The sequence below is a fragment of the Micromonospora vulcania genome (genome assembly GCF_042658605.1).
Taxonomy (GTDB): domain Bacteria; phylum Actinomycetota; class Actinomycetes; order Mycobacteriales; family Micromonosporaceae; genus Micromonospora; species Micromonospora vulcania.
Genome location: NZ_JBHSQS010000022.1, coordinates 13,452 through 34,871, shown reverse-complemented (window position 1 = coordinate 34,871; position 21,420 = coordinate 13,452). Strand labels below are relative to the sequence as shown.

Genomic DNA, 21,420 nt, shown 5'->3' with positions numbered 1-21,420 from the left:
ATCCCTCAGTCAGCCCGCGCTGACGCCAGCGTATAGGGATAAAAGCCCACCAAAGCGGCGTATCGGATGCTGCTGCCCGCGACGCGGCCTATCGAGGCTCCCGGCCGGCGCTGCCTGGATGAAGAGCAGTAGGGGTGGGCCTTGTTCGGCCCACCCCTACCGTTGCTGCTTGTTGCTGGATCAGTCGCGCGGGGCCTGGAGCACCAGACGGCGACGACGGAACATCACGAGCAGCACGGCGCCGAGTGCGAGCACCGCTGCACCCGCGCCGGCGAGGGCGGCGGCCGGGGCGCCGGTGACGGGAAGGCCGCCGCCGGAGCCGCCGTTGTCGTCACCACCGGCGGTACCGGTGTTGATGACGATCCGGGCGGTGTTGTTGTCGGGCTTCGACTCGGTCGCCTCGGTGACGCTGTGGGCCACGATCGTGCCGTCGGTTCCCGGAGTCGACTTGATCTTCACCTTGACGGTCGCCTTGATCCGGCCCCAGCCGGACGCGGTGCTCGGGAACTCGCTCTCGTAGTTGCACCGGAGCTTCGCCGATTCCGGCAGCTGCTCGTGCTCGGTGCCGTCGGTGTAGCACCAGTCGGCGGGCAGCAGCACCGTGCCGGTCGGCGCGGTGATGAGCACCGAAGGGCCGCCGCCGTCGGACGGACCGTTGTTGACGATCTCGTACGCGAGGTTGACGGTCTGACCGACAGCGCCCTTCACGGCCGGGGCCGTGACCGAGATGTCGAGGGTGTTCTTCTTGGTCCAGATCGCGAAGTCGGCGTAGTTGTCCGACTCGTCGAGCTCGCGCTGCGCGGCACGCTGCTTCTTGAGGTCGGCCTTCGCGCCCTTCGCCTGCAGCTCACGGACGGCATCGGTGAACGATGCCCCGGTGCCCTTGGCGCGGTGGCTGTTCTTCGCCGCGCGTTCCTGCCCGGCCAGTGCGACGTCGAACAAGCCCCACCGCTCGGCCGGGCCGTCCAGGTTGCGGCCGAAGGTCAGGTTGAACAGCGACTCGCCGGTCTCGTCGTCGAACAGCAGCAGGCCGTCGCCGGGCTCCAGCGTCAGCGGTACGACGCAGCTGACCTCACTGGGGCCGTACACGTAGGGCTTGCCCTTGGCATTCGGGTAGTAGTCGGTGTAGGTGCAGTCGCTGTACCGCTCGACGAACGTCGCACCGGTGGGGAGACTGACCCGGACCGTGAAGTTGGTCGCGGCGGTGTCGCCCTCGTTCCCGACGCCGGCGTACAGCGGCGCGGTGTCGCCGGCGCCGACCCGGTTGTTCTCGTCGTTCACGTTCTGCACCGCTGCGACCAGATCAGGGCCGGACGGAACGATCGTGACCGGGAAGGACGTGGTGTCGTTGCCCGGGTTCATGTCGTCTTCCGCGCCGTCGATGGTGACGGTGACCGAGCCAGCGTCGCCGGGCTTCGCACCCGTCTTGCTCGCCAGCGACAGCGGGTAGATCGTCTCGATCTGACCGGCCTCGAGGACGCCGACGGTGCAGGTGACCTTGGAGTCGGCCAGTTTGCAGGTGTCGTCCCAATCGGACACGGTTGCGGTGACCGAGTCGGAGAGCTTGCTCAGGTCGAGGGTGACGGTCACCCCGGTGGCGATGGCTTCGCCGTAGTTGTAGACGTACGTGCCGATGGAGGTCCCGCTGTTGTCGATCTCGGCAACGGGCTCACGGTCGAATGAGACGAAGAGGTCGGGCAGTGCCTCGGCGGCGAGAGCTGCCGGTGGCGTGCTGAAGACAGTGGCCGTTGCCAGCACCGCTGCTGTCGTCGCGAGACGCGACCACCTGGCCTGCTTGCGATTCATGTGTACTCCGGGAAGGGATGGTAGAGGCACGCACTCTAACTGAGGATCTCGATGAACATCTGCCCGGTGTCGATGGGTTAGCCGAGGCCCCGAAGCCGGATGAGCCGGGTCAGCCGTACCATTCGGCGGATCTTGAGGGGAGCCCGGTGCCCGCCGGCCTCCCGGCGGGCACCGGCGTACCCGTCAATGTGGGCTGGTCTTGATGACGACCTCCTGGTCGTCGAACCATGCTGCCGCGCGCAGCGTCTCCATGAGCCGCTGCTGGCGCTCGGGGTCCTGCCGGTCGATGAACAGCACGCCGTCGAGGTGATCGGTCTCGTGCTGAACGCAGCGCGCGAGCAGCCCGGCCCCGACGATCTGCACGGGGTCGCCGTGCACGTTGAAGCCGGTGGCGACCACGTTCGCTCGACGCTTCGTGTCCAGGTAGACGCCGGGAATGGAGAGGCAGCCCTCCGGGCCGTCCTGCTCCTCCTCGTCGGGAAAGGTGACCACCGGGTTGATCAGGTGGTCGAGCTCGCCGTCGGACAGCTTCGGGTGGATGGCGAAGACCCGCAGGCCCACACCGAGCTGGGGCGCGGCCAGGCCGGCGCCGTTCCGGTCTGCGAGGGTCTCCTGCAGATCCTTGACCAGCTGACGTAGCTCCGCGTCGAAGGTCTCGACCGGCTTGGCCGCCTGCCGGAGTACGGGGTCACCGACGAGCCTGATGGGAAGAACGGTCATGTCCTGATCAAACGTGAGATCCCGGCTCTATTCAACCCTCGGGATCGGTAGGCAACCCCGAAAGGTTGAGTACAGCTCGGGTATCCGAAGTGTCCGTCAGGCATTCACATATATCGCACTGATCTTCTTTAGGCTGTGTATGCCCTGCTCATGGGCTTATGTCGTCAAGGGAGGCAACCGGTGCGTCTCAAGAGATCCAGGTTCGCGCTCGTCGCGGTGGCCGCGTCGGCGCTGGCCGCGGCTGCGGGAGTTTCCATCGGCGGTACGGCGAGCGCCGCCGAACCTTCCCAGTTCACGGTCGTGGGTGGAGCGATCCGTACGGCGACCGGCACGCCCGTGCCCGCCTCCGGCACGCACGCCTCGCTCTGGGGCAACTCCAGCTACGCCACCACCAGCATCACCGGCTCCGGGCGGGTGGTGATCGGTGCCATCGGCGACAACTGCCAGGGTTGGCCGACCGTGCAGGTGACGGTCGACGGTGTCAGCGTCGGGCAGACCACCATCGTCAGCGCGACCAGCTACGGCACCTACCCGGTCGGCGCGGCGGTCGGCGCCGGCCAGCACTCGGTGAAGCTCCAGTTCATCAACGACTTCCGGTCCGACACGTGCGACCGCAACGTGCACATCTCGTACGCCCGGATGGAGACCGCGGGCGCCACCGACACGAAGTTCAGCTTCGCGGTCATGCCGGATACCCAGCAGGAGGTGCTGAACAGCACCGACACCCGGTTCCTCAATCGCACCAACTGGCTGGTGCAGAACCGTTCCGCGCTGGACCTGCGCTTCGTGGCGTCCTCCGGTGACGTGGTCAACTGGGACACCCCGGACCACTCCCAGTACGTCATCGCCCGCAACGCGATGCGCCCGATCGAGACGGCGGGCATTCCGTACTCGCTGGCTCTCGGCAACCACGACACCCAGGCGACCGGCGTCGGCGGCTCGGCCCGCGACCCCGCACACACCCGGGAGCTCGTCCGCGACACCACCGTGTTCAACCAGTACTTCACGGTCAGCCAGTACGGCGCGGTCAAGGGGCAGTTCGAGGCCGGCAAGGTCGACAACTCGTACTCGACCTTCGAGGCCGGTGGCGTGCAGTGGATGGTGCTGACCCTCGAACTCTGGCCCCGGGTCGAGGCCGTCAACTGGGCCAAGAACGTCGTTCTCGCCCACCCTCGGCACAACGTCATCGTCGTCACGCACGACTTCATCGACGGCAACGCCAACATCGAGCAGAGTGCCTCGTACGGTGCGACCAGCCCGCAGTACCTCTACGACAACCTGATCAAGCAGTACGCCAACATCCGGTTCGTCTTCTCCGGGCACGTCGGCATCGCCGCCAACCGGGTGGACACCGGCGTCAACGGGAACAAGATCTACTCGTTCCTCCAGACGTTCCATTCCAACACCACCAATCCGGTACGCCTGGTGGAGGTCGACACGGCCGCCAACTCGCTGCGTACCTGGATCTACGGGCCGTACAACAACCAGTCGTTCACCGAGTACGACCGGTCGTTCACCGGCATCGGCGTGGTCCGCTGACCCGTACGACGCTCACGAGGGCGTGCGTCCCCGGGGCCGGGTCCCCGTGGCCGTACGCCCTCGTCCGGGTTGGGCCCCGGCCCGAGGGGCGGGCTACACCCGGCAGTGAGCAACGTTCACCCGATCGCGGGTTCCCCGTCCACTTTTGCCGCGTTTCCGCAGGTCAAGGCGCTTCTGACGGTTTGAATGAATCTCGTCAGTCGCCGCCTGAGTCGGTGTGGTCACGGGGGAAGGTCGGACATGGCACGAAGCAGAACGTTGCTCGGGTTGGGCCGCGGGCCCATGGCGTGTGGTGCGGCCGCCGCCGCCCTCGCCGTGGTCGCGAGCACGGGCGGAACGGCGCTGGTCAGCGACGTCGCAGACGCGTCGAGCCACCGGGAGGCGCCACTCATCGCGGGAGACCCGAAGGTCGACAACACCGATGTGTACGCCTTTGTCAGCCCGGACAAGCAGGACACTGTCACGCTGATCGCGAACTGGCTGCCGTTCGAGGAACCCAACGGCGGCCCGAACTTCTACTACTTCCAGACGAACGCCCACTACGACATCAATATCGACAACGACGGGGACGCCGTCGCGGACATCACCTACCGCTGGGTCTTCACCAACGACGACAAGCGTGACGGCACCACGTTTCTCTACAACAATGGGGTGGTCAACAACCTGACCGACCCGACGCTGCTGTTCAAGCAGCGGTACACCCTCACCGAGATCACCGAACACGGCTCCCGGGAGCTGGTGACTGACGCCATCGTGGCCCCGTCGAACGTCGGCCCCGCGTCGATGCCGAACTATGGCAAGCTGCGCAGCCAGGCCATCACGCCGATCGACGGCGGTGGAGTGACCTACGCCGGGCAGACCGAGGATCCGTTCTTCCTGGACCTGCGTGTTTTCGACCTCATCTACGGAGCCAACCTCTCCGAACGCGGCCAGGACACGCTTGCCGGCTACAACGTGCAGACCGTCGCCCTGCAGGTGCCCAAGTCCGCCCTGGCGCTCAACCGCAACGACACCAAGAACCCGGTGGTCGGGATCTGGAGTGCGACGTCAAAGGAGACCCTGGACGTCAAGTCCTCCCGCAGCGGTGGCGACCAGGTCCAGGTTTCGCGGCTGGGGAACCCGCTGGTCAACGAGCTGGTCCCGGCCGCGAATCAGAAGGACGGCTTCAATGCCAGCACCCCGGCCGACGACGCCAAGAACCAGGCATTGGTGAACCGGGTGCTGAAGCCGGAGCTGCCGCAGGTGATCCAGGCGATCTACGGGATCCCGGCACCCGCGGCACCGCGCAACGATCTCGTGGAGATCTTCCTGACCGGCATCGCGAAGAACGCGCCCACGCTGGACGGGTCTACCGCGCCGATCCAGGCCGACCTCAACTCGCAGATCCTCAACGCCGACGTGGACCCGAAGAACTTCGTGCCGGCCGAGGAGTTGCGTCTCAACATGAGCGTCCCGGTGACCGCACACCCGAATCGTCTCGGCGTACTCGCCGGTGACCTCCAGGGTTTCCCGAACGGCCGCCGGCTCACCGACGACGTCGTGGACATCGAACTCCAGGCGTTCGAGGGCGCGGCCCAGACCGGCGTCCTGGTGCCCGCCCTGGCCGCAGGCGACAAGGTCAACGTCAACAACGTGCCGTTCGGGAACACGTTCCCGTACCTCGCGTTGCCGAGCAATGTCGGGGTCAACCAGATCGACGCTGACGGCATGCCGTCCGGCGGCGTTCCCGGCGGTGCCGGCGGCACCGCCTTCACCGGGACCGGCTGGGTAAGGATCGCCAGCGGGCTCGGTGCCGTCGCCTTCCTCGGCGCGGGATTCGTGCTCGCCCGACGCCGCAGGCAGCATGGCCTGCCCGGCACGCCGGTCAGCACCAACTGATGCACCGGAGCTGCGGTGCGACCGACCTGGTCGCACCGCAGCTCGGTATCCCGATGCCCGAGATGGAAGGACACGGTCAATGGACCGCTCGGTGCCGCCGTGGTCCGGTCGTTCGCTGCTGACCAAGAGGGCGGGCTGGCTGGTGGCGCTCGGCCTCGCCGCGGTGGCCGTCGCCTACCTCGGTGTCCCGGCACGACGACCGTCGGCGCCGGTCCACCCGTCCGGTACGCCGACATCGGCGCTCGTCCCGGCGCCCCGGGCGCTGCCGGCAGCAGGGCTGCCGCCGGCAGCCGCGCCGTCGGTGGGCTCGCCGGGGGAGCAGGCGCAGCCCGTCGAACTCACCATTTCGTCGATCGGTGTCCGGTCGAGACTCGTGGACCTCAACCGAAACCCGGACGGGACCCTCACCGTCCCGTCGGACTATCAGGTCGCCGGCTGGTACGCCAACGGCCCGAGCCCCGGCGACTCCGGCGGCCCGCCGGCGGTGGTCGCCGGGCACGTCGACTCCGCGGACGGTCCGGCCGTCTTCTACCGGCTGAAGGAGCTGAGAGCGGGCAGCGACATCGCGGTCCGCGGCATCGACAATGTCGTCCGCCACTTCACCGTCTACCGGATGGCCGAGTACGCCAAGACCACGTTCCCCGCCGGCGAGGTCTACGCCCCGAGTGGGAAGGCCGAGCTGAGGTTGATCACGTGCAGTGGCGACTTCGACCGCCGCTCCGGTAGCTACCGCAGCAACCTCGTCGCCTACGCCACGTTCACGAGAGTTGGATCATGAGGGCTCGGATTGTCCGGCGGCTCGCCGCCTCGGCCCGAGGGCTGAAACGTCTGCCGGTCGTGTTGCTGCTGGCCAGCCTCGTGCTGCTGGCCGGCACCCCCCTGGTGTGGAACTGGCGCGACGCGGCACGACACGACCAGGCTGCGCCCGCGCCGAACGGGCCGGTCAACCCCCAGGCAGGCGGACGGGCATTGGAGTCGACCATCAAAGCCGCTCAGCAGCGGCTCAAGGATCTGCCCAGGGACTGGTCGACCTGGGCGAGACTCGGGTCCGCCTATGTCCAACAGGGCCGGATCACCGCCGATCCGGCCTACTACCCAAAGGCCGAGGGCGCCTTGCAGAAGTCGCTCGAACTCAAGGACACGGCGAATTGGCAGGCCATGGTCGGGATGGCCGCGCTGACCAACGCCCGCCACGACTTCCGCACCGCTCTCGACTGGGGCCGCCGCGCCGAGCAGGTCAACCCCTCCGCCGGAAGCGTCCACGGGGTGCTGGTCGACGCGCTGACCCAACTCGGCGAGTACGAGAAGGCGCGCGACTCGTTGCAGCGGATGCTGGACGTCGAGCCCGGAGTTTCGTCGTTCACGCGGGCCTCGTACGACTTCGAACAGCGCGGACAGGTGGTCAAGGCCCGCGATGCCCTGCACCGGGCGCTCGCCGATGCCGCCTCTCCCGCCGACGTCGCCTTCTGCCGCTACTACCTCGGTGAACTCGCGTTCAACAACGGCGACCCCGCCGAGGCGCTTCGCCAGTACGAGCAGGGGATCGCGCACGACCCGGACTACCAACTGCTGTACGCCGGCCAGGCCAGGGCCCAGGCGGCCCTCGGTCAGACCGCCGAAGCCCTCGCCGGATATGACCGCGTCACCCAGGTCCTCCCTCTGCCCGAGCTGCTCGTCGAGTACGGCGACGCGCTCCAGGCGGCGGGGCAACCGGACAAGGCCGTCCAGCAGTACGATCTGCTCACTGCGGCCCGGCAGTTGTTCACCAGCAACGGCGTGGTCGACCACCTCGCCACGGCGACCTTCCTGGCCGACCACGGGCAACCGGCCGAGGCGCTGCAACAGGCGCAGGCCGAATGGAAGTCCCGCCGCAGTGTGCTGGCCGCGGACGCCCTGGCCTGGGCGTTGCACCGGAACCGCCGCGACACCGAGGCGTTGAAGTACGCCCAGATCGCGACCGGACTCGGTTGGCGCAACGCGACCTTCCACTACCACCGGGGAATGATCCTCGACGCCATCGGCAGACGGGACCAGGCCCGCCGGGATCTGAGCACCGCACTGGCGATCAACCCGTTCTTCGACGCCCTGCAAGCGCCGATCGCGCGCACGCTCCTCGACACGCTCGGCGGCCCGGTATGAGCTGGCCGCGACGCTGCGCCCTGGTGCTCGCGGCCCTGGTGGTCGCGCTCATCCCGATGTCTCCGGCCAATGCCCACCCGTTGGGCAACTTCACCGTCAACCACTACCACGGTCTCCGTCTGTATCCGGATCGCCTCGACGACACCGCGGTGCTCGACGACGCGGAGATACCCACCCTGCAACGGCGGGCCACCGTCGACGCGGACCGGGACGGCACGGTCAGCCCGGCAGAGCGGGACCGTCATGCCGCCACCACCTGCCGGGATCTGGCCGAGAACCTCCGTACTGAGATCGACGGCCGTCGCGTCACGTGGCAGGTCATCAGCGGTGGGTTCACGTACCGGCCCGGCGCGGCGAACCTCCAGACCGGCCGGACCGAGTGCCGGCTCACGGCCACCGCCGACCTCGGTGCCCCCACCACCGTCTCGTTCCGGGACGGCTACCAGTCCGACCGGATCGGCTGGCACGAGATCACCGCGGTCGGTCAGGGCGTGGGGCTCCGGGATTCGTCGGTTCCGACGACGAGCATCAGCGACGAACTGCGCGCGTACCCCGACGATCTGCTCGCCTCCCCGCTCGACCAACGCAGCGTCGCATTCCGGACGGCCCCGGGTGGTACGGCCACCAGCGAGGTGGCCGAGCCGGCGATCCCGATGGCGGGTCCGTTGACCCGTGCGACGAGCGCGGTGGGAGATCGCCTCAACGATCTCGTCGGGTCGGGTCGCCTCACACCCCTGGCCGGACTGCTCGGTATCCTGCTCGCCCTCCTGCTCGGTGCCGCGCACGCCGCGCTGCCTGGGCATGGCAAGACCGTGATGGCTGCCTTCATCGCCGGCCGGCAGGGCACCTACCGCGACGCGGTCACCGTCGGTGTCACGGTCACCGCCACCCACACCAGTGGCGTACTCGTCATCGGGCTGCTTCTCACCACCGTGTCCAGCCTCGCCGGGGAGACGCTCCTCGGCCTGCTCGGTGTGGCCAGCGGTCTCGTCATCGGCGTCATCGGCGCCGGCCTGCTCGTCTCCGTTGTGTCGGCGAGGTGGAGCCGACGACGGCGTATCCGGGTCGAGATGCCGGTGCACGAGCACCACCACGACCCAGGCGGTCATACGCACGGCCACTCCCACGGCCACTCCCACGGCCACTCCCACGGCCACTCCCACGGCCACTCCCACGGCCACGAACACCATCGGGCCGCGTCCCGTCGTCGAGGGCTGATCGGCATGGGCGTGGCCGGCGGACTGGTGCCGAGTCCGTCCGCCCTCATCGTGCTGCTCGGCGCGGTGGCCCTGGGGCGGACCTGGTTCGGCGTCCTCCTAGTCATCGCCTACGGCCTGGGGATGGCCGCAACCCTGACCGCGGCGGGGCTCCTCCTCGTCCACCTGCACGGACGCCTCGCGCACCGCGTCGGCGCGCTCTCCGGCAGACTCGCCGCCGCCACCCCGGCGGTCACGGCCACGCTGGTGCTGATCGTCGGCGTCACGTTGGCAGCACGGTCGGCCGGACCACTGCTCGGTTGAGCCGACCGAGCAGAAGGGCCGTGACCAGCGCCCTTGCTGGCCACGGCCCTTGCGTTGGGTGGGAATCAGCGCTGTGCGCCGACGAAGTTCTGGCCGGGCCCTCGCGACTCCACGAGTTCGGGGTGCGCCCGGTCCGGGTCGGCGTACGTGTTCCCGGCGTGATCCTTGCCCCGGGCCAGGAATATCTGGTGCTTGTGCCCGATCCCGTCGTGGTTGAACCGGGTCCGGGTGCTGATATAGCGCATGGTGAAGCCGCACCGCCGCAGCGCGCTCCGGTTGACCTCGCTGCTGTGCACCAGCGCGCCCGAGTGGATGCTGTACTGGTTGGGGCGCAGCTGCACCGGCACGGCCCGGCCGGCGTCGACCTGGTTCTGGTCGAGTTCCTCGTCGAACACGCTGTTGTCGTCCGACACCTGGCGGTAATCGCCGTCGCCACTGGTGTGGCTACCGGGGATGACCTTCATGCACCCGTTCTCCAGAGTGGACGGGTCGATGGCGAGCCAGATGGTCATCGCCTGACCGGCGGGCTCGATCATGTCGCGCCAGAAGTATCCGTCGGTGTGCCACGGGACGCTCTTGCCGTCACCTGCCGGCTTGCAGAAGAAGTGGGACGTGAACAGGGCGATGTCCGGCCCCACCACGCCCTCGACGACGTCGAGCACGTCCGGGTCCAGCAGCCACCGGAACAGCTCCGGGTCGGTGAAGTGCGGCACGTCCATGTCCTCGGGCCGCTCGCCCTCGGGCAGAGCCGCCAGCTTGCGCTCGAAGTGGTCCTTGAGTGCGACGAACGTGTCCGGCTGGAACAGGCCGTCGCCGACCACGTACCCGTCGGTGCGGTAGGTCTCGACCTGTGCCGGGCTCAGTCCTCTCGTGGTGTGCGTACTCATCGTGTTGCCATCCTTTCCGGCGCCAGTATTGACGCCGTCGTGGTTACCTCCCGGTCCGGGAGGAAGTCGCTGCGCACCCGTTGGTGTGCCCTTCTGCCGATCTCCTGGCGGTCGACCTCGCCCGCCAGCGCGGCGGTGATGATCTGGCCCAGCCACCGCAGGTCACTGGGATCGGGGAGCAGGAAGCCGTCGACGCCGTCGGTGATCTGGGCGCGAATGCCACCGACGGCGCTGCCGATGACCAGCCGGGACTTCCACATCGCCTCGGCCACGGTGAGTCCGAAGCCCTCGGCGAGGCTTTTCTGCACGACCACGTCCGACGCCCGCTGGATCGCGTTGACCAGCAGGGCGTTCTCCGTGGGGTCGGTCATCGAGAGGCTGATCAGGCTCACCCGCCGCCGCTGGGCCGCCGGCAGGCCGCGCCACCGTTCGACGCAGTCGGCGTACCAGAATTCCTGCTCGACGTCGTCGGCGATCGCGGCCGGGTCCGGGCCGACCAGGGCAAGGTGCCCACGGGGTACGTGAGCGGTGACGGCGGTGAGCACGCCGGCCATGTCCTTGAGCCGATCCCACCGCGACACCTGGGTGATCAGCGGATCGCCGAGCCGGCGGGGGCCATCGGAGAGCACGCTCGGGGCGGACCGGAGGCGGACCGGGCCCGCGCCGGTGTCCAGCACCGCCGGGGCCCTGCCCCCGGCGCTCTCCGGCGAGAGCCCGCAGTGCGCCAGGCAGGCATCGATCGCCTCGACCGTGAGGTCGCAGTTCTTCGCGTCGAAGGGCGAGATGAACGGCGGCAGGACCTGGATGTCGCGGTCCCGCAGCCGCGCCGGGACGTGCGCCTCCACCGAGAAGATCAACGTTTCGGCGGCGTTCAGCATCGGCGCGAGGAAGTCCCAGCCCCGGTCCGACGCGGGCGTCGGCTCGTCGACACCGATGTGGCAGCGCCAGTGCACCGACGCGACCTGGTCCGCGAGGGTCGCCACCAGCCCCGCCGTCTGATGGTCGTGCAGGATGACGACGTCGCGGCGATCGACGAGCTGGACGAGGCTCTCGGCGGACGGCGACAGCGCCGCGAGGTACGCCGCGCGCTCGTTCGGACCGAGCGGGCCGCCGTCGCCGTCACTGCCGTAGAGCGCGACACCGAGCCGCTTGGTGATGGCGAAGAAGGTCTCGTCACCACCCACCACCGCCCATCTCGCCTCGACGCCGAGTTCGGCGTACAGGGGCAGCAGCGTCCGGAGCATCTCCGCCACCCCACCGCCGGCGGGAGTGGAGTTCACGTGCCAGAGGGTGCCGCCGTCGAGCCGGTGGTGGATCTCGTTGGCTGCCTCCCGAAGCCGGGTGGCCCGCTGCGGACCGATGATCTGGTTGAGGGACGCGAGCGCCGGGGTCGACCGGAGTGTTGGGATCGTCAGCATGGGGGACCTTCCGTCTGCTGTCCGGGTGAGGGAGGGGTGCGCCCGGCCTAGACCTCCTGGCTGACGCGCTGCTTGAGCAGGCCGACCAGCATGTGGTTGACCGAGAGCATGGCGTCCTCGAAGTGGAAGTTGTTGTCGTTGCGGCCGGTCTGGCCGGGGAACCGGGACGTGCCGGGTACGACGAGGCAGACGTCCGCCAACTCCCGGCACCGCCCGCCGTCCCCCTTGGTCATGGCGAAGGTCCGGGCACCGGCCTTCGCCGCGGCCTCCAGCGCACGCACCACGTTGGGCGAGTTGCCACTACCGCTGTACGCCATCACGAGGTCCCGTTCGGTGGCGAACGGCTGGATCGACGCGCTGTACATGCTGTCCGGGCCCAGGTCGTTGACCAGCCCGCTGAGCTCCGCCGCCGAGCCACAGAGGTTGACGAACGTGAGTCGTTTGACCGTCGTGGACAGCGGTTGACTCTTGTCCTCCGAGACAAAGGGATGGTGCTTGAAGTCGCAGTAGGCGTGGTCCAGAGTGCCGGCGTTGCCGCCGTTGCCCATCGCGTAGACGATGCCGCCCTCGTCGTAGGTGCGGAACAGCATCTCCGCGGCGGCCTGGACGTCCTGGACCGGGAAGGCGTCGATGATGGCCCGCTTCTCGGTCAGGTACAGCCGGATGTCCTCGTCAATCTTCATGCCCGGGCTCCAGCGTGCTCGACCTCGATGCGGCCGTTGCCGCGGTTGGTGTCGTCGGCCCACCTGATCACGTCGTCCAGCTCGGGGGTCGACACCTCGACCGAGGTGTAGTCCGAGTGGGCGATCACCCGGTGCAGCACCGTCGCCGCCGACGACCAGCCGGACCTGCGCTTGTACACCGCGCGGGGCAGGGTGGCGATGTCGATGACCGCACTGTGGTCCTGTGGCGCGGGAAGCCCGTTGAGGACGGTCGCCTCGCCGTCGACCACGTAGTTGGTCTCGACCTTGCGGTCGTGCGACTGGAGCGAGGACTGATGCCCAGCGGTCATGTGGATCTGCTTGAGGGCGTAGGGCACCCCGTCGAGATTGTTGGTGTACCAGACCTCGTGCCCCCAGGGCTTGTCCACCTGGTAGGAGTCGACGTCCCGGCAGCATGCGGTGTCCGGGCCGAACGGTGCCACGTCCCAGGACTCGTGGGTGGGACCCAGCGTCGAGCCGGCCTCCACCACCACCGCCGGCTCGACGCCGACCTGGGCGAACCGGTAGGTCGCGCCGGGCTCGGCGTGCCAGCCCCGCAGGCGACCGTACTCGCGGTATCCGGTGCCATCGGCGTGCCGCGACTCCAGCCGGACCCGTCCTCCGATGACGATGAAGCTGCGGTGGTCCCGGGGGTGGTACCGGTACGGCGAGGTCTGGTCGGCCGGCAGCTCGTGTTCGACGAACAGATAGGGCACCTCCCTGAGGTCGTCGGTCAGGCTCTTCGGTCGGACTGAGTAGGTCATCGCTGGGTGTCCTTTCCGCGGTCGGAATCTGCCGACGCCGCGCTGGTCGCGACCCGGATCCGGTTGGCGACGCCGGTGGCGTCGAGTTCGTAGCGCTCGTAGAGCTCCTCAGGGGAGGCGGCCTGTCCGTAGTCGTCGACCCCCCAGGCGTGGAACCGTAGGTGCCGATCGAGATCCAGCACGATCCGGCCGACCTCGTCGATGAGGCCGCCCTTGACGAAGTGGTCCTCGAAGACCAGGACGTGCCGGTACGCGCCGAGCAGTTCGTTGGTCGCCTCGTGGTCCATGGGCAGCGACGAGGCGTTCACCACGGTTGGCCGCAGACCCGTGTCGGCGAGCACGTCGACGGCGTCGAGTACCACGGGCACCATTCCGCCCATGGTGAAGATGACGACGTCTTCGCCCGGCCGTACGACGTCGGGATGGCCGAACTGGAACCGGTAGTCCTCGTCGTGGACCTCGCGCTGTGGCTGTCGGCACAGCCGCAGGTAGGTGGGACGGTCGTGGCTGACGACGTGCTCCAGCATCTTTCGGGTCTCCACCCCGTCGGCGGGCTGGAGCACCTCGACGTTGTGCAGGGTGCGCATCAGAGCCAGATCGCGTAGGCCCATCTGGGTGGGGCCGTCCTTGCCGATGGCCAGCCCGGCGTGGGTGCCCACCAGTACGACGCCCGAGTCGTTGAGGCCGACCGACTGGAAGATCTCCAGGAACTTGCCGGTCAGGAAGTGGCCGAAGCTGGCGACGAACGGCCGGAACCCGTCCTGTGCCATCCCCGCCGCGACTCCGATCCCGTTCGCTTCCGCGATGCCGACCTCGAAGAACCGGTCGGGGTAGGCCTCCTTGAACTTGGAGGTCTTGGTTGCCGAGGCGAGGTCGCAGTTGACGACGACGACATTCTCGTGTTTGGCGGCGACGTCCACGAGCCCGTCACCGAACCAGTCCCGGGTCGCCTTCACACCGTCGTCCTCTCCAGGTAGCCCACGGCGTCCTCGTACACCTCCGGCGTGAGGACACCGCTGTGCGAGCCGTTGAGCAGGACCTCACCCGGGCCGAGGTAGCCCTTGCGGGTGTGCGCGATGATCACCGAGGGCTGCATCCAGTTCTCCCGGGCGTTGTTGATCGCGTCCCGGATCGCCAGCTGGGAGTGGCCGTTCACCTCCTGCACGTGCCAGTGAAACGACCGGAACTTCTCGGGCAGCGGATGCAGCGGGACGATTTCCTCGAGCGTTCCGTCGTTCTGGCTGCGGTTGTAGTCCACCAGCAGCACCACGTTCGCCAGACCACGTGCTCCGGCGTACGTGATCGCCTCCCACATCTGGCCTTCCTGCAGCTCACCGTCGCCGACCAGGCAGTAGACGGACGAGTCGTCGTTGCGCATCCGGCGGGCCTGGGCCCGGCCGATGGCCACCGAGAGGCCCTGCCCGAGTGCACCCGTGCTGACCGAGACCAGGTCGAGTCGCTTGCGGTCGGGATGTCCCTGGAGTCGGCTGTCGATGCGGCGCAGGGTGCCGATCTCCTCGGGATCCAGCTCGCCGGCGACCATGAGGGCGGCGTACCAGGCGGGCGCGGCATGTCCCTTGGAGAGTACGAAGACGTCCCGGCCGGAGGCGTCCATCTGGTCGAACTTGAGGACGCTGATCAGATCCGCACAGGACAGCGAGGAGCCGACGTGACCCGACCCGGCAAGGTGAATCATCTTGAGCAGGTGCGCGCGGACGTCATTGGCCAGCTGCCCGATCTGGGCCAGCCGGTACGGCAATTCAAATTCGTCGTCGACCAGATTCGGATGGGTGTCGGCGGGTGGCGAATCGAGATACGTGGTACTCGCAGTCACTGCGTTTCCTCTCTCTCTTGTTCAGTGGTCTCCGGATGGTGTGTGCAGATTTTCCGATAAATGCAGCACGAATTCTGGCAGCATCCATCGACAGTTCGCCACGAAAATGGAAACCGCTATGAATGGGCAGGACCGATCGACCGTAGGCGGGTGCTGCTCTGCCAACCGGTGGTTGCGCCATGGGGCGGCGGGACCGCTGACAGTGCCGTCTAGCAGGCCTTATGTGTCGCGTCGAGACACTGCAGGGCCAGGTTCCATAGGGTGGCTCCCCGTTGCAGACATTGTCGTACGCCTCTATTTACAGGCTGTCATAACCCTCTCGGAGGGTCAAGCGAACAGCCGGATTCATTTCAGTCGATCGGCTATTTTTCCGCAAACCATGAGCTGCGTCACACCGCCGCCGGGGGGAGTCCCACCGGCTGCCAATGCCAGGAGCCTGCGAAGGCCTTTCATTGCGGACATGTTAACGGCGTCCGACCCCTTTATTTCGGGATGGACGCCGCTGTATATCGGTCGATCTTGCCGGAGCTGAGCGCTGGAAAAGGCGTTGCCGTAGCGGGTGTATCAGTCCAGCGCCACCACCGCGTGTGGCTGGTAGCACTCCTGCAGATGGCCGACCTCCGTCGGGTCCAGCTCGACGTCGAAGGCACCGAGGGCGTCGTCGAGATGGTGCACGGTGGTAGCGCCGACCACCGGGGCGGTCACCGCCGGGTTGGCCAACAGCCACGCCAGCGCCACCTGTGCTCGTGATCGTCCCTGTTTCCGCGCGACATCGGCCAGTCGGTCGGCCACCAGCCGGTCCGCCTCCGCCGTCCGGGCGTACAGGCCGTGACCGAAGTCGTCGTCTCCGGTGCGGCGGGTGACGGTCGCCCAGTCCCGGGCCAGCTTTCCCCGGGCGAGCGGGCTCCACGGCAACACGCCGACCCCTCGGTCCCGGCAGAGCGGCAGCATCTCCCGCTCCTCCTCCCGGTAGATCAGGTTGTAGTAGTTCTGCATGCTCACGAAACCCGTCCAGCGGTGCCGCTCGGCGGTGTGCAGCGCGGTGGCGAACTGCCACGCGTACATCGACGAGGCACCGAGGTAGCGGACCTTCCCGGCTCGGACCACGTCGTGCAGAGCCTCCAACGTCTCCTCGATCGGAGTCGTCGGATCCCAGCGGTGGATCTGGTAGAGGTCCACGTAATCGGTGCCCAGCCGGCGCAGGCTGTTGTCCAGTTCGGCGAGGATCGCCTTTCGGGAGAGCCCGCGTTGGTTGGGCCCCGGACCCATCGCACCGAAGACCTTGGTGGCGATCACGACGTCGTCCCGCCGGGCGTACTCCTTGAGGGCCCGGCCGAGGATCTCCTCGCTGGAGCCGTCGGAGTAGACGTTGGCGGTGTCAAAGAAGTTGATCCCCGCGTCCAGCGCCCGCCGGATCACGGATCGGCTGTCCTGCTCGGACAGCGTCCACGAGTCGGCGCCCCGGTCCGGTTCACCGAAGCTCATGCCGCCCAGGCAGAGACGGGAGACGTGCAGTCCCGTCGATCCAAGTCGTGCGTACCGCATCGTTGACCCTCCTGTCGGTCCTGCGTCGATCGCGCCGTGTGGTCAGCTCACCGGACCGCCCTTGGCAGCGCCAGCAGCACCAGGACCGCGCCGGCCGTCATGACCGCGAAGATCATGCCCAGGCCGAGGGCGTCGGTGAGCGACCCGACCACGACGGGCGCGGAGATGGCGCCCATCCGGGACAGCGCCGAGACGATGGAGGCCGTCCGGGCCGCCGGGATGCCGTGTCGTATGGACAGGTGGTCCGCCGCTCCGAAGAGCAGCGGGAAGACCGGCCCGGCACCGAGCCCGGCCACCGTGACCGCTGCCAGGGCCCACCAGGCCGATCCGCCGGCAAGCGTGACCACGAAGCCGACGGCCGCGGCGGCGATCATCGTGGTGCCGCTGAACACCGCCACCGTGGCCGGGCCGGACCGCCGAACCGCGGCGTCCAGCACCAGACGGGAGACCACCAGCCCGGCGGCGAAGAGCACCGGTGCCACTGCCGCCACCTGCGGCGCGGCGTCGAACCCTCGACTGAGCAGCAGGCCCGTCCACTCCTGCCCGGGGCTCTCCACGTAGCTCGCCGCGAGCGCCGCGAGCCCCAGCACAGGCAGGACGTGCCGGAGTCGGACGCGGATCCCGCGCTGCCGTGGCGGGCCGGTGGAGGCTGCCGCCGGACCGGGTGCGCCGGCGGGCGTACGACCCCTGCTGCGCAGGGCGACCGCGAGCTGAAGGACGAGCGCCGTGGCGGCGGCGACGCCGATATGAACCGCCACCGGTACGCGCAGACCGGCGGCCACGGTGCCGAGCCCACCCGCGCCGGCCAGGGAGAGCGACCAGGTGGCGTGCATCCGGCCCATCAGGGTGCTGCCGCTGGCCTGCTGGATCCGTACGGCGAACGCGTTCATCACCACGTCGTGCGCGCCGTCGAGGAGACCCAGCAGCAACAACGCCCCACCGAGCACGGCCAGCCGTGGTGCCCAAGCGACGCCGACGGCGAGCAGCGCGTAACCGACGCCGGCGAGCAGGGTCGCCGCCCACTCGCCGACGGCCCGGGCGAGCAGCGGCGCCACCAGCGAACCGAGCAGACCGCCGATCGCCGACGCGAACAGCACCATTCCGAATTCGGTCTCGCTGGCGGAGACCCGGTCCGCGATCTCCGGAAAACGGGTGAGCAGGCTGCCGTAGAGGGCGCCGTTGACCGCGAAGGCCGAGGCGGGGACGAGCCAGTCACGACTCGTCTGCCCGCCTACGCCCGGCGTTACATCGACGCCCATGGTGGTAACTTATACGTATCAGAAGGCACGCACAACTTATGGAGTGTCCGGATGTCCAGCGACCCACCGCCCCGCATGCGGGATCTCGCGCGAGCGCTCGGCGTCAGTCAGGCCACGGTGAGCAACGCCTTCAGCCGCCCCGACCAGCTCAGCCGCGAGCTGCGCGACCGGATCCTGGATGCGGCTCGCGAACTCGGCTACCCCGGCCCCGATCCGATCGCCAACACGTTCCGGCGTGGACGCACCGGAGCCGTCGGCCTGATCACCCGCGAGCCCCTGCAATACCTCTTCGAGGACGCGGCAGCGCGGCTGACCATGGCCGGGATCGCCCGGGTGTGCGGCGAACGCGGTTCCTCGCTGGTGCTGGTGCCGCGCGCCGAACCGGGTCACCCGGACGTGGTGCCCACCGCCCTGGTCGACGGCTTCGTCGCCTTCTGCGACCCACTGGAACCCGAGCGGCGGGAGCTGCTGCGGGCCCGGCGACTACCGGTTGTCGGCCTCGACGCGCCCGTCGCCCCGGGCGAACCGTACGTCGGCATCGACGACCGGGCCGCCGCGCTGGCGGCAGCGGCCCACCTGGTCGACCGCGGCCACCGGCGGGTCGGCGTGATCAGCTTCGCCCTCGCTCAGGATTCGGAGCCGGGGGTCGTACCATCGGGCCTCGCCGCGCCCACCGCCTACGTCGCCAACCGGGCCCGCCTCGCCGGCTATCAGGATGGCCTCCGGCCCGCGCTGGCCGCCGGCGGTCGGGTCGTCGTGGTCGCGGCGCGTGGTGTTCAGGAGGCCGACGGCGCCGCCGCGGTGGCACCGCTGCTGGAGATGGCCGAGCCGCCCACCGCGATCCTGGCGATGAGCGACCGGTTGGCGCTCGGCGCGATCGCGGAGGCCGCCCGGCGCGGCGTCCGGGTCCCGGAGAATCTGTCCGTCGTCGGATTCGACGACGTGCCGGCGGCGTCCGCGGCGACGCCGCCGATGACCACCGTGCGCCAGCCGCACGACCGTAAGGGTGCCGAGGCCGTCCGGATGCTGCTCGGGGAAACCTCCGCCCGGGCCGCCCTGCTCCTGCCGACCGAGCTCGTCATCCGCGCGTCGACGGCACCGCTGCGCTGAACGCACCCGGCGGTCCCTGGTTCAGTCCAACCAGAGCACGATCCCGGTGAGGTCGTTGAGTACGGCCGCGGCACCCGCCCGGATGGCGTTCGCGCAGCGCTCGGCCGTGAACGACGTGGGGTCGTACGTCGAGGACATGCCGAGCCCCTCGCCACGGAACGACGCGCCGGACCAGTCGACCGACGTGACGTTGTGGGTCGGCTCGGCCAACTCCGCGCCGACCACGAGAAACTGCTGCGCCAGGTGGTTCGGGGTCACCAGTGCGAGGGCGTCGATGAGTTCGTTGCCCGCGCTGACGATCAGGTCCGGGCCCAGGTCCATGGCCTTGGTGATGCTGGGTACGGCGTCGTTGGGGTTGCCGACGACGATCGTCCGAAGGTCGACGTGCTCGTCCTCGGCCCAGTCCTTGACCGCAGCCACCAGGCTCTTGGTCGGGCCGTCGTCGCCTGCGGTCAGCAACACCACCCGGTAGTCCTTCGACGGATGGACGCCGGCCCACGAGCCGGGCTGCGGCTTGACGGTCGCCTCCGGGGCGGGCGCGGACGGGCCGACGAACCCCGGGCCCAAAGTGCCGACGGCGGACGGCTTGGGATGCGGCCGTGACCAGTCGTCGCCGGAACTGCAACCGGCGATCAGCGCGGCGGTCGCGGCCAGGATGGCAACGGCCCGAAGCGGGGGGCGCAAGGTGATCGTCCTCCGAGGGGTGACGGGAAGGTACGCGTACTGCCCGCTATTCCTATCGCAATTCCGGCCACTCCCAATCCACCGGTCATCGGTCCGGGATTTTGTTTCCCGGCGGTTCGTCAACGGGCGGGCTCGTGTTCACCCGTCCCATGCAACGTGCACTGGCCGAACCGAGGGAGTCGCATGCTGGGCCGCGTCCGCCGTACCGTTATCGTCGCCGTTGTCGGGATCGCAGCGGCGGTGATCCCCTTTCTGGGCGCTGGGCCAGCGTTCGCGCACGGTTTTTCGTCGACCGTCTACGCAAATATCACAGCGGGAGACGAGGGTCACATACGCACGGCGTTGGGGCTCGAATACGACCTCCTCGTCGTGTCCGCCGCCGATTCCGGCCACGACGACCCGCTCTTTCAGACCGGTACCGCCGCGTTCGACGCCGGTGACACCGCGGCGCAGGTCGCCGCGCTCGACGAGCACGAGAAGTCGGTCGACGCGTACGTCGCCGACCGCTTCTCGGTGACCTCGCAGGGGGCCGCCTGTACGCCGACCCGGGTCGGCGCCGCGACGGTCGCGGAGCGCGACGGCGTGCCGTACGCGAATCTGCTGCTCGACTGGACCTGCCCCGAGCGGTCCGACGCGCACGAGGTGCGCAGTGGCCTGTTCCCGGATGGCGAGGGCTACGTCAAGGGCACCAAGACGATCGTCACCTACGAGATCGACGACCGATCGGGCAGTGCGGCGCTCGACGCCGCCAACCCCAGCTTCTCCACCGCCCAGTCCTGGTACCAGCGCTTCGGCGAGTTCTTCCTGCTGGGCGCCGAGCACCTGCTCTCCGGGATCGACCACATCCTGTTCCTGCTGGCGCTCATCGCCGGGTCGCGGCGGCTGCGGGAGATCGTGCTCGCGGCCACCAGCTTCACCCTGGCGCACTCGGTGACGTTCATGCTCGCCGCCCTCGGTCTGGTCGACGTGCCGGCGAGTGTCGTCGAGCCGGTCATCGCGTTGTCGATCGCCGTGGTCGCCGGCTGGCACCTGTGGGGGATCTGGCGGCGCGGTGACCACGCCACCGACCTGGAGTCGGCGGGCGGCGGCCACTTCAGCCTGGACCGCTCCGGCTGGATCCGCCTCGCCGTGGTGTTCTGCTTCGGCCTCGTACACGGCCTGGGCTTCGCCGGCGCACTGGGCATCGACGAGGCGTGGTCGTGGACGCTGCTGTGGTCCCTGCTGGTGTTCAACGTCGGTATCGAGGTCGTGCAGTTGACGATTATCGCGGCCGTCTTCCCGCTGCTGATCGTGTTGCGACGCCGCGCGCCGAAAGCCGGCCTTTGGGCGACCGGTGTCGTTTCCGCAGGGGTGTCCATCATGGGGCTGGTCTGGTTCATTCAGCGCGTGTCCGGGGCCTGAGTCTGCGCAGGTGATTCGGGAAGTGCAGCAGCTCGCAAGATCACGTTCATGGCCGGTTCATCACGCAGCGAAAGCTTGAGTTTGCTTCCCCATTTCGGGAGAAGATCATCCATTTCTCTATTTGAAAAGGGAACAATGTCGATGACATTGAGCACCTCCCCGGGGTCCTCCGGGCCCGTGCGGCGGCGCATGGTCGCCGCGGTCGTAGCGGGATT

General features: G+C 68.7%; 19 protein-coding genes. 7 read left to right on the top strand and 12 right to left on the bottom strand.

Annotated features, from left to right (window positions below; translation table 11 throughout):
• Positions 1 to 180 precede the first annotated feature (180 nt).
• Together ACFQGL_RS26425 and def are read right to left on the bottom strand one after the other, a co-directional pair.
• Positions 181 to 1,806, bottom strand: a complete 1,626-nt coding sequence (locus tag ACFQGL_RS26425; protein WP_377515170.1) for a COG1361 family protein — start codon at positions 1,804 to 1,806, stop codon at positions 181 to 183.
• Positions 1,807 to 1,989: 183 nt separating this feature from the next.
• Positions 1,990 to 2,526, bottom strand: coding sequence for a peptide deformylase (def, locus tag ACFQGL_RS26420; RefSeq protein ID WP_377515169.1), 537 nt, complete (start codon positions 2,524 to 2,526; stop codon positions 1,990 to 1,992).
• A 180-nt stretch (positions 2,527 to 2,706) separates the two neighbouring features.
• On the opposite strand from def, the gene ACFQGL_RS26415 reads away from it, so the two are divergent.
• The 5 genes from ACFQGL_RS26415 to ACFQGL_RS26395 all read left to right on the top strand — a co-directional run bounded on the left by ACFQGL_RS26415 (position 2,707) and on the right by ACFQGL_RS26395 (position 9,602).
• On the top strand, positions 2,707 to 4,065 hold the full coding sequence (locus tag ACFQGL_RS26415; protein ID WP_377515168.1) for a carbohydrate-binding domain-containing protein: 1,359 nt from the start codon (positions 2,707 to 2,709) through the stop codon (positions 4,063 to 4,065).
• 240 nt (positions 4,066 to 4,305) lie between these two features.
• Positions 4,306 to 5,943, top strand: coding sequence for a DUF4331 domain-containing protein (locus tag ACFQGL_RS26410; RefSeq protein ID WP_377515167.1), 1,638 nt, complete (start codon positions 4,306 to 4,308; stop codon positions 5,941 to 5,943).
• 79 nt (positions 5,944 to 6,022) lie between these two features.
• On the top strand, positions 6,023 to 6,721 hold the full coding sequence (locus tag ACFQGL_RS26405; protein ID WP_377515166.1) for a class F sortase: 699 nt from the start codon (positions 6,023 to 6,025) through the stop codon (positions 6,719 to 6,721).
• Entirely contained in the window at positions 6,718 to 8,082 is a 1,365-nt protein-coding gene (locus tag ACFQGL_RS26400; protein ID WP_377515165.1) for a tetratricopeptide repeat protein, read from the top strand. The genes ACFQGL_RS26405 and ACFQGL_RS26400 overlap by 4 nt, the downstream gene beginning before the upstream one ends.
• The gene (locus tag ACFQGL_RS26395) at positions 8,079 to 9,602 is read left to right on the top strand and encodes a HoxN/HupN/NixA family nickel/cobalt transporter (protein WP_377515164.1); all 1,524 of its coding nucleotides are present in this window, start codon (positions 8,079 to 8,081) and stop codon (positions 9,600 to 9,602) included. Before ACFQGL_RS26400 ends, ACFQGL_RS26395 begins: the two co-directional genes overlap by 4 nt.
• Positions 9,603 to 9,667: 65 nt before the next feature.
• Here the strand turns inward: ACFQGL_RS26395 and ACFQGL_RS26390 are convergent, their stop codons facing one another.
• The 8 genes from ACFQGL_RS26390 to ACFQGL_RS26355 all read right to left on the bottom strand — a co-directional run bounded on the left by ACFQGL_RS26390 (position 9,668) and on the right by ACFQGL_RS26355 (position 18,010).
• Positions 9,668 to 10,489, bottom strand: coding sequence for a phytanoyl-CoA dioxygenase family protein (locus ACFQGL_RS26390; protein WP_377515162.1), 822 nt, complete (start codon positions 10,487 to 10,489; stop codon positions 9,668 to 9,670).
• Complete coding sequence (locus ACFQGL_RS26385; protein WP_377515161.1) at positions 10,486 to 11,907, bottom strand: glycosyltransferase; 1,422 nt, start codon at positions 11,905 to 11,907, stop codon at positions 10,486 to 10,488. Before ACFQGL_RS26385 ends, ACFQGL_RS26390 begins: the two co-directional genes overlap by 4 nt.
• A gap of 47 nt (positions 11,908 to 11,954) precedes the next feature.
• The gene (locus ACFQGL_RS26380) at positions 11,955 to 12,590 is read right to left on the bottom strand and encodes a phosphoheptose isomerase family protein (protein ID WP_377515159.1); all 636 of its coding nucleotides are present in this window, start codon (positions 12,588 to 12,590) and stop codon (positions 11,955 to 11,957) included.
• Positions 12,587 to 13,372 carry a cupin domain-containing protein gene (locus ACFQGL_RS26375; RefSeq protein ID WP_377515157.1) on the bottom strand — a complete coding sequence of 262 codons (786 nt, stop codon included), beginning with the start codon at positions 13,370 to 13,372 and terminating at the stop codon, positions 12,587 to 12,589. The genes ACFQGL_RS26380 and ACFQGL_RS26375 overlap by 4 nt, the downstream gene beginning before the upstream one ends.
• Entirely contained in the window at positions 13,369 to 14,328 is a 960-nt protein-coding gene (locus ACFQGL_RS26370; protein WP_377515155.1) for a transketolase family protein, read from the bottom strand. The genes ACFQGL_RS26375 and ACFQGL_RS26370 overlap by 4 nt, the downstream gene beginning before the upstream one ends.
• Entirely contained in the window at positions 14,325 to 15,206 is an 882-nt protein-coding gene (locus tag ACFQGL_RS26365; protein WP_377515154.1) for a transketolase, read from the bottom strand. Before ACFQGL_RS26365 ends, ACFQGL_RS26370 begins: the two co-directional genes overlap by 4 nt.
• A gap of 564 nt (positions 15,207 to 15,770) precedes the next feature.
• Complete coding sequence (locus ACFQGL_RS26360) at positions 15,771 to 16,751, bottom strand: aldo/keto reductase (RefSeq protein WP_377515153.1); 981 nt, start codon at positions 16,749 to 16,751, stop codon at positions 15,771 to 15,773.
• 47 nt (positions 16,752 to 16,798) lie between these two features.
• Entirely contained in the window at positions 16,799 to 18,010 is a 1,212-nt protein-coding gene (locus ACFQGL_RS26355; protein ID WP_377515152.1) for an MFS transporter, read from the bottom strand.
• A gap of 51 nt (positions 18,011 to 18,061) precedes the next feature.
• Here ACFQGL_RS26355 and ACFQGL_RS26350 point away from each other — a divergent pair, with 51 nt between their 5' ends.
• Positions 18,062 to 19,120, top strand: a complete 1,059-nt coding sequence (locus ACFQGL_RS26350) for a LacI family DNA-binding transcriptional regulator (RefSeq protein WP_377515150.1) — start codon at positions 18,062 to 18,064, stop codon at positions 19,118 to 19,120.
• Positions 19,121 to 19,141: 21 nt separating this feature from the next.
• On the opposite strand, the gene ACFQGL_RS26345 is transcribed toward ACFQGL_RS26350, so the two are convergent.
• The gene (locus tag ACFQGL_RS26345) at positions 19,142 to 19,804 is read right to left on the bottom strand and encodes a type 1 periplasmic-binding domain-containing protein (protein ID WP_377515149.1); all 663 of its coding nucleotides are present in this window, start codon (positions 19,802 to 19,804) and stop codon (positions 19,142 to 19,144) included.
• A 183-nt stretch (positions 19,805 to 19,987) separates the two neighbouring features.
• Here ACFQGL_RS26345 and ACFQGL_RS26340 point away from each other — a divergent pair, with 183 nt between their 5' ends.
• On the top strand, positions 19,988 to 21,205 hold the full coding sequence (locus tag ACFQGL_RS26340; protein WP_377515148.1) for a HupE/UreJ family protein: 1,218 nt from the start codon (positions 19,988 to 19,990) through the stop codon (positions 21,203 to 21,205).
• Here the strand turns inward: ACFQGL_RS26340 and ACFQGL_RS26335 are convergent.
• Positions 21,184 to 21,360 (bottom strand): hypothetical protein, encoded by a 177-nt coding sequence (locus ACFQGL_RS26335; protein ID WP_377515147.1) that lies wholly within the window; start codon positions 21,358 to 21,360, stop codon positions 21,184 to 21,186. The two genes, ACFQGL_RS26340 and ACFQGL_RS26335, sit on opposite strands and share 22 nt — an antisense overlap.
• Positions 21,361 to 21,420: the final 60 nt, after the last annotated feature.

Excerpts from the sequence above, each read along its gene's own strand:
- ACFQGL_RS26425 (WP_377515170.1), bottom strand. The coding sequence starts at position 1,806 with ATGAATCGCAAGCAGGCCAGGTGGTCGCGTCTCGCGACGACAGCAGCG.
- def (WP_377515169.1), bottom strand. The coding sequence starts at position 2,526 with ATGACCGTTCTTCCCATCAGGCTCGTCGGTGACCCCGTACTCCGGCAG.
- ACFQGL_RS26410 (WP_377515167.1), top strand. The coding sequence starts at position 4,306 with ATGGCACGAAGCAGAACGTTGCTCGGGTTGGGCCGCGGGCCCATGGCG.
- ACFQGL_RS26405 (WP_377515166.1), top strand. The coding sequence starts at position 6,023 with ATGGACCGCTCGGTGCCGCCGTGGTCCGGTCGTTCGCTGCTGACCAAG.
- ACFQGL_RS26400 (WP_377515165.1), top strand. The coding sequence starts at position 6,718 with ATGAGGGCTCGGATTGTCCGGCGGCTCGCCGCCTCGGCCCGAGGGCTG.
- ACFQGL_RS26395 (WP_377515164.1), top strand. The coding sequence starts at position 8,079 with ATGAGCTGGCCGCGACGCTGCGCCCTGGTGCTCGCGGCCCTGGTGGTC.
- ACFQGL_RS26390 (WP_377515162.1), bottom strand. The coding sequence starts at position 10,489 with ATGAGTACGCACACCACGAGAGGACTGAGCCCGGCACAGGTCGAGACC.
- ACFQGL_RS26385 (WP_377515161.1), bottom strand. The coding sequence starts at position 11,907 with ATGCTGACGATCCCAACACTCCGGTCGACCCCGGCGCTCGCGTCCCTC.
- ACFQGL_RS26380 (WP_377515159.1), bottom strand. The coding sequence starts at position 12,590 with ATGAAGATTGACGAGGACATCCGGCTGTACCTGACCGAGAAGCGGGCC.
- ACFQGL_RS26375 (WP_377515157.1), bottom strand. The coding sequence starts at position 13,372 with ATGACCTACTCAGTCCGACCGAAGAGCCTGACCGACGACCTCAGGGAG.
- ACFQGL_RS26360 (WP_377515153.1), bottom strand. The coding sequence starts at position 16,751 with ATGCGGTACGCACGACTTGGATCGACGGGACTGCACGTCTCCCGTCTC.
- ACFQGL_RS26355 (WP_377515152.1), bottom strand. The coding sequence starts at position 18,010 with ATGGGCGTCGATGTAACGCCGGGCGTAGGCGGGCAGACGAGTCGTGAC.
- ACFQGL_RS26350 (WP_377515150.1), top strand. The coding sequence starts at position 18,062 with ATGTCCAGCGACCCACCGCCCCGCATGCGGGATCTCGCGCGAGCGCTC.
- ACFQGL_RS26340 (WP_377515148.1), top strand. The coding sequence starts at position 19,988 with ATGCTGGGCCGCGTCCGCCGTACCGTTATCGTCGCCGTTGTCGGGATC.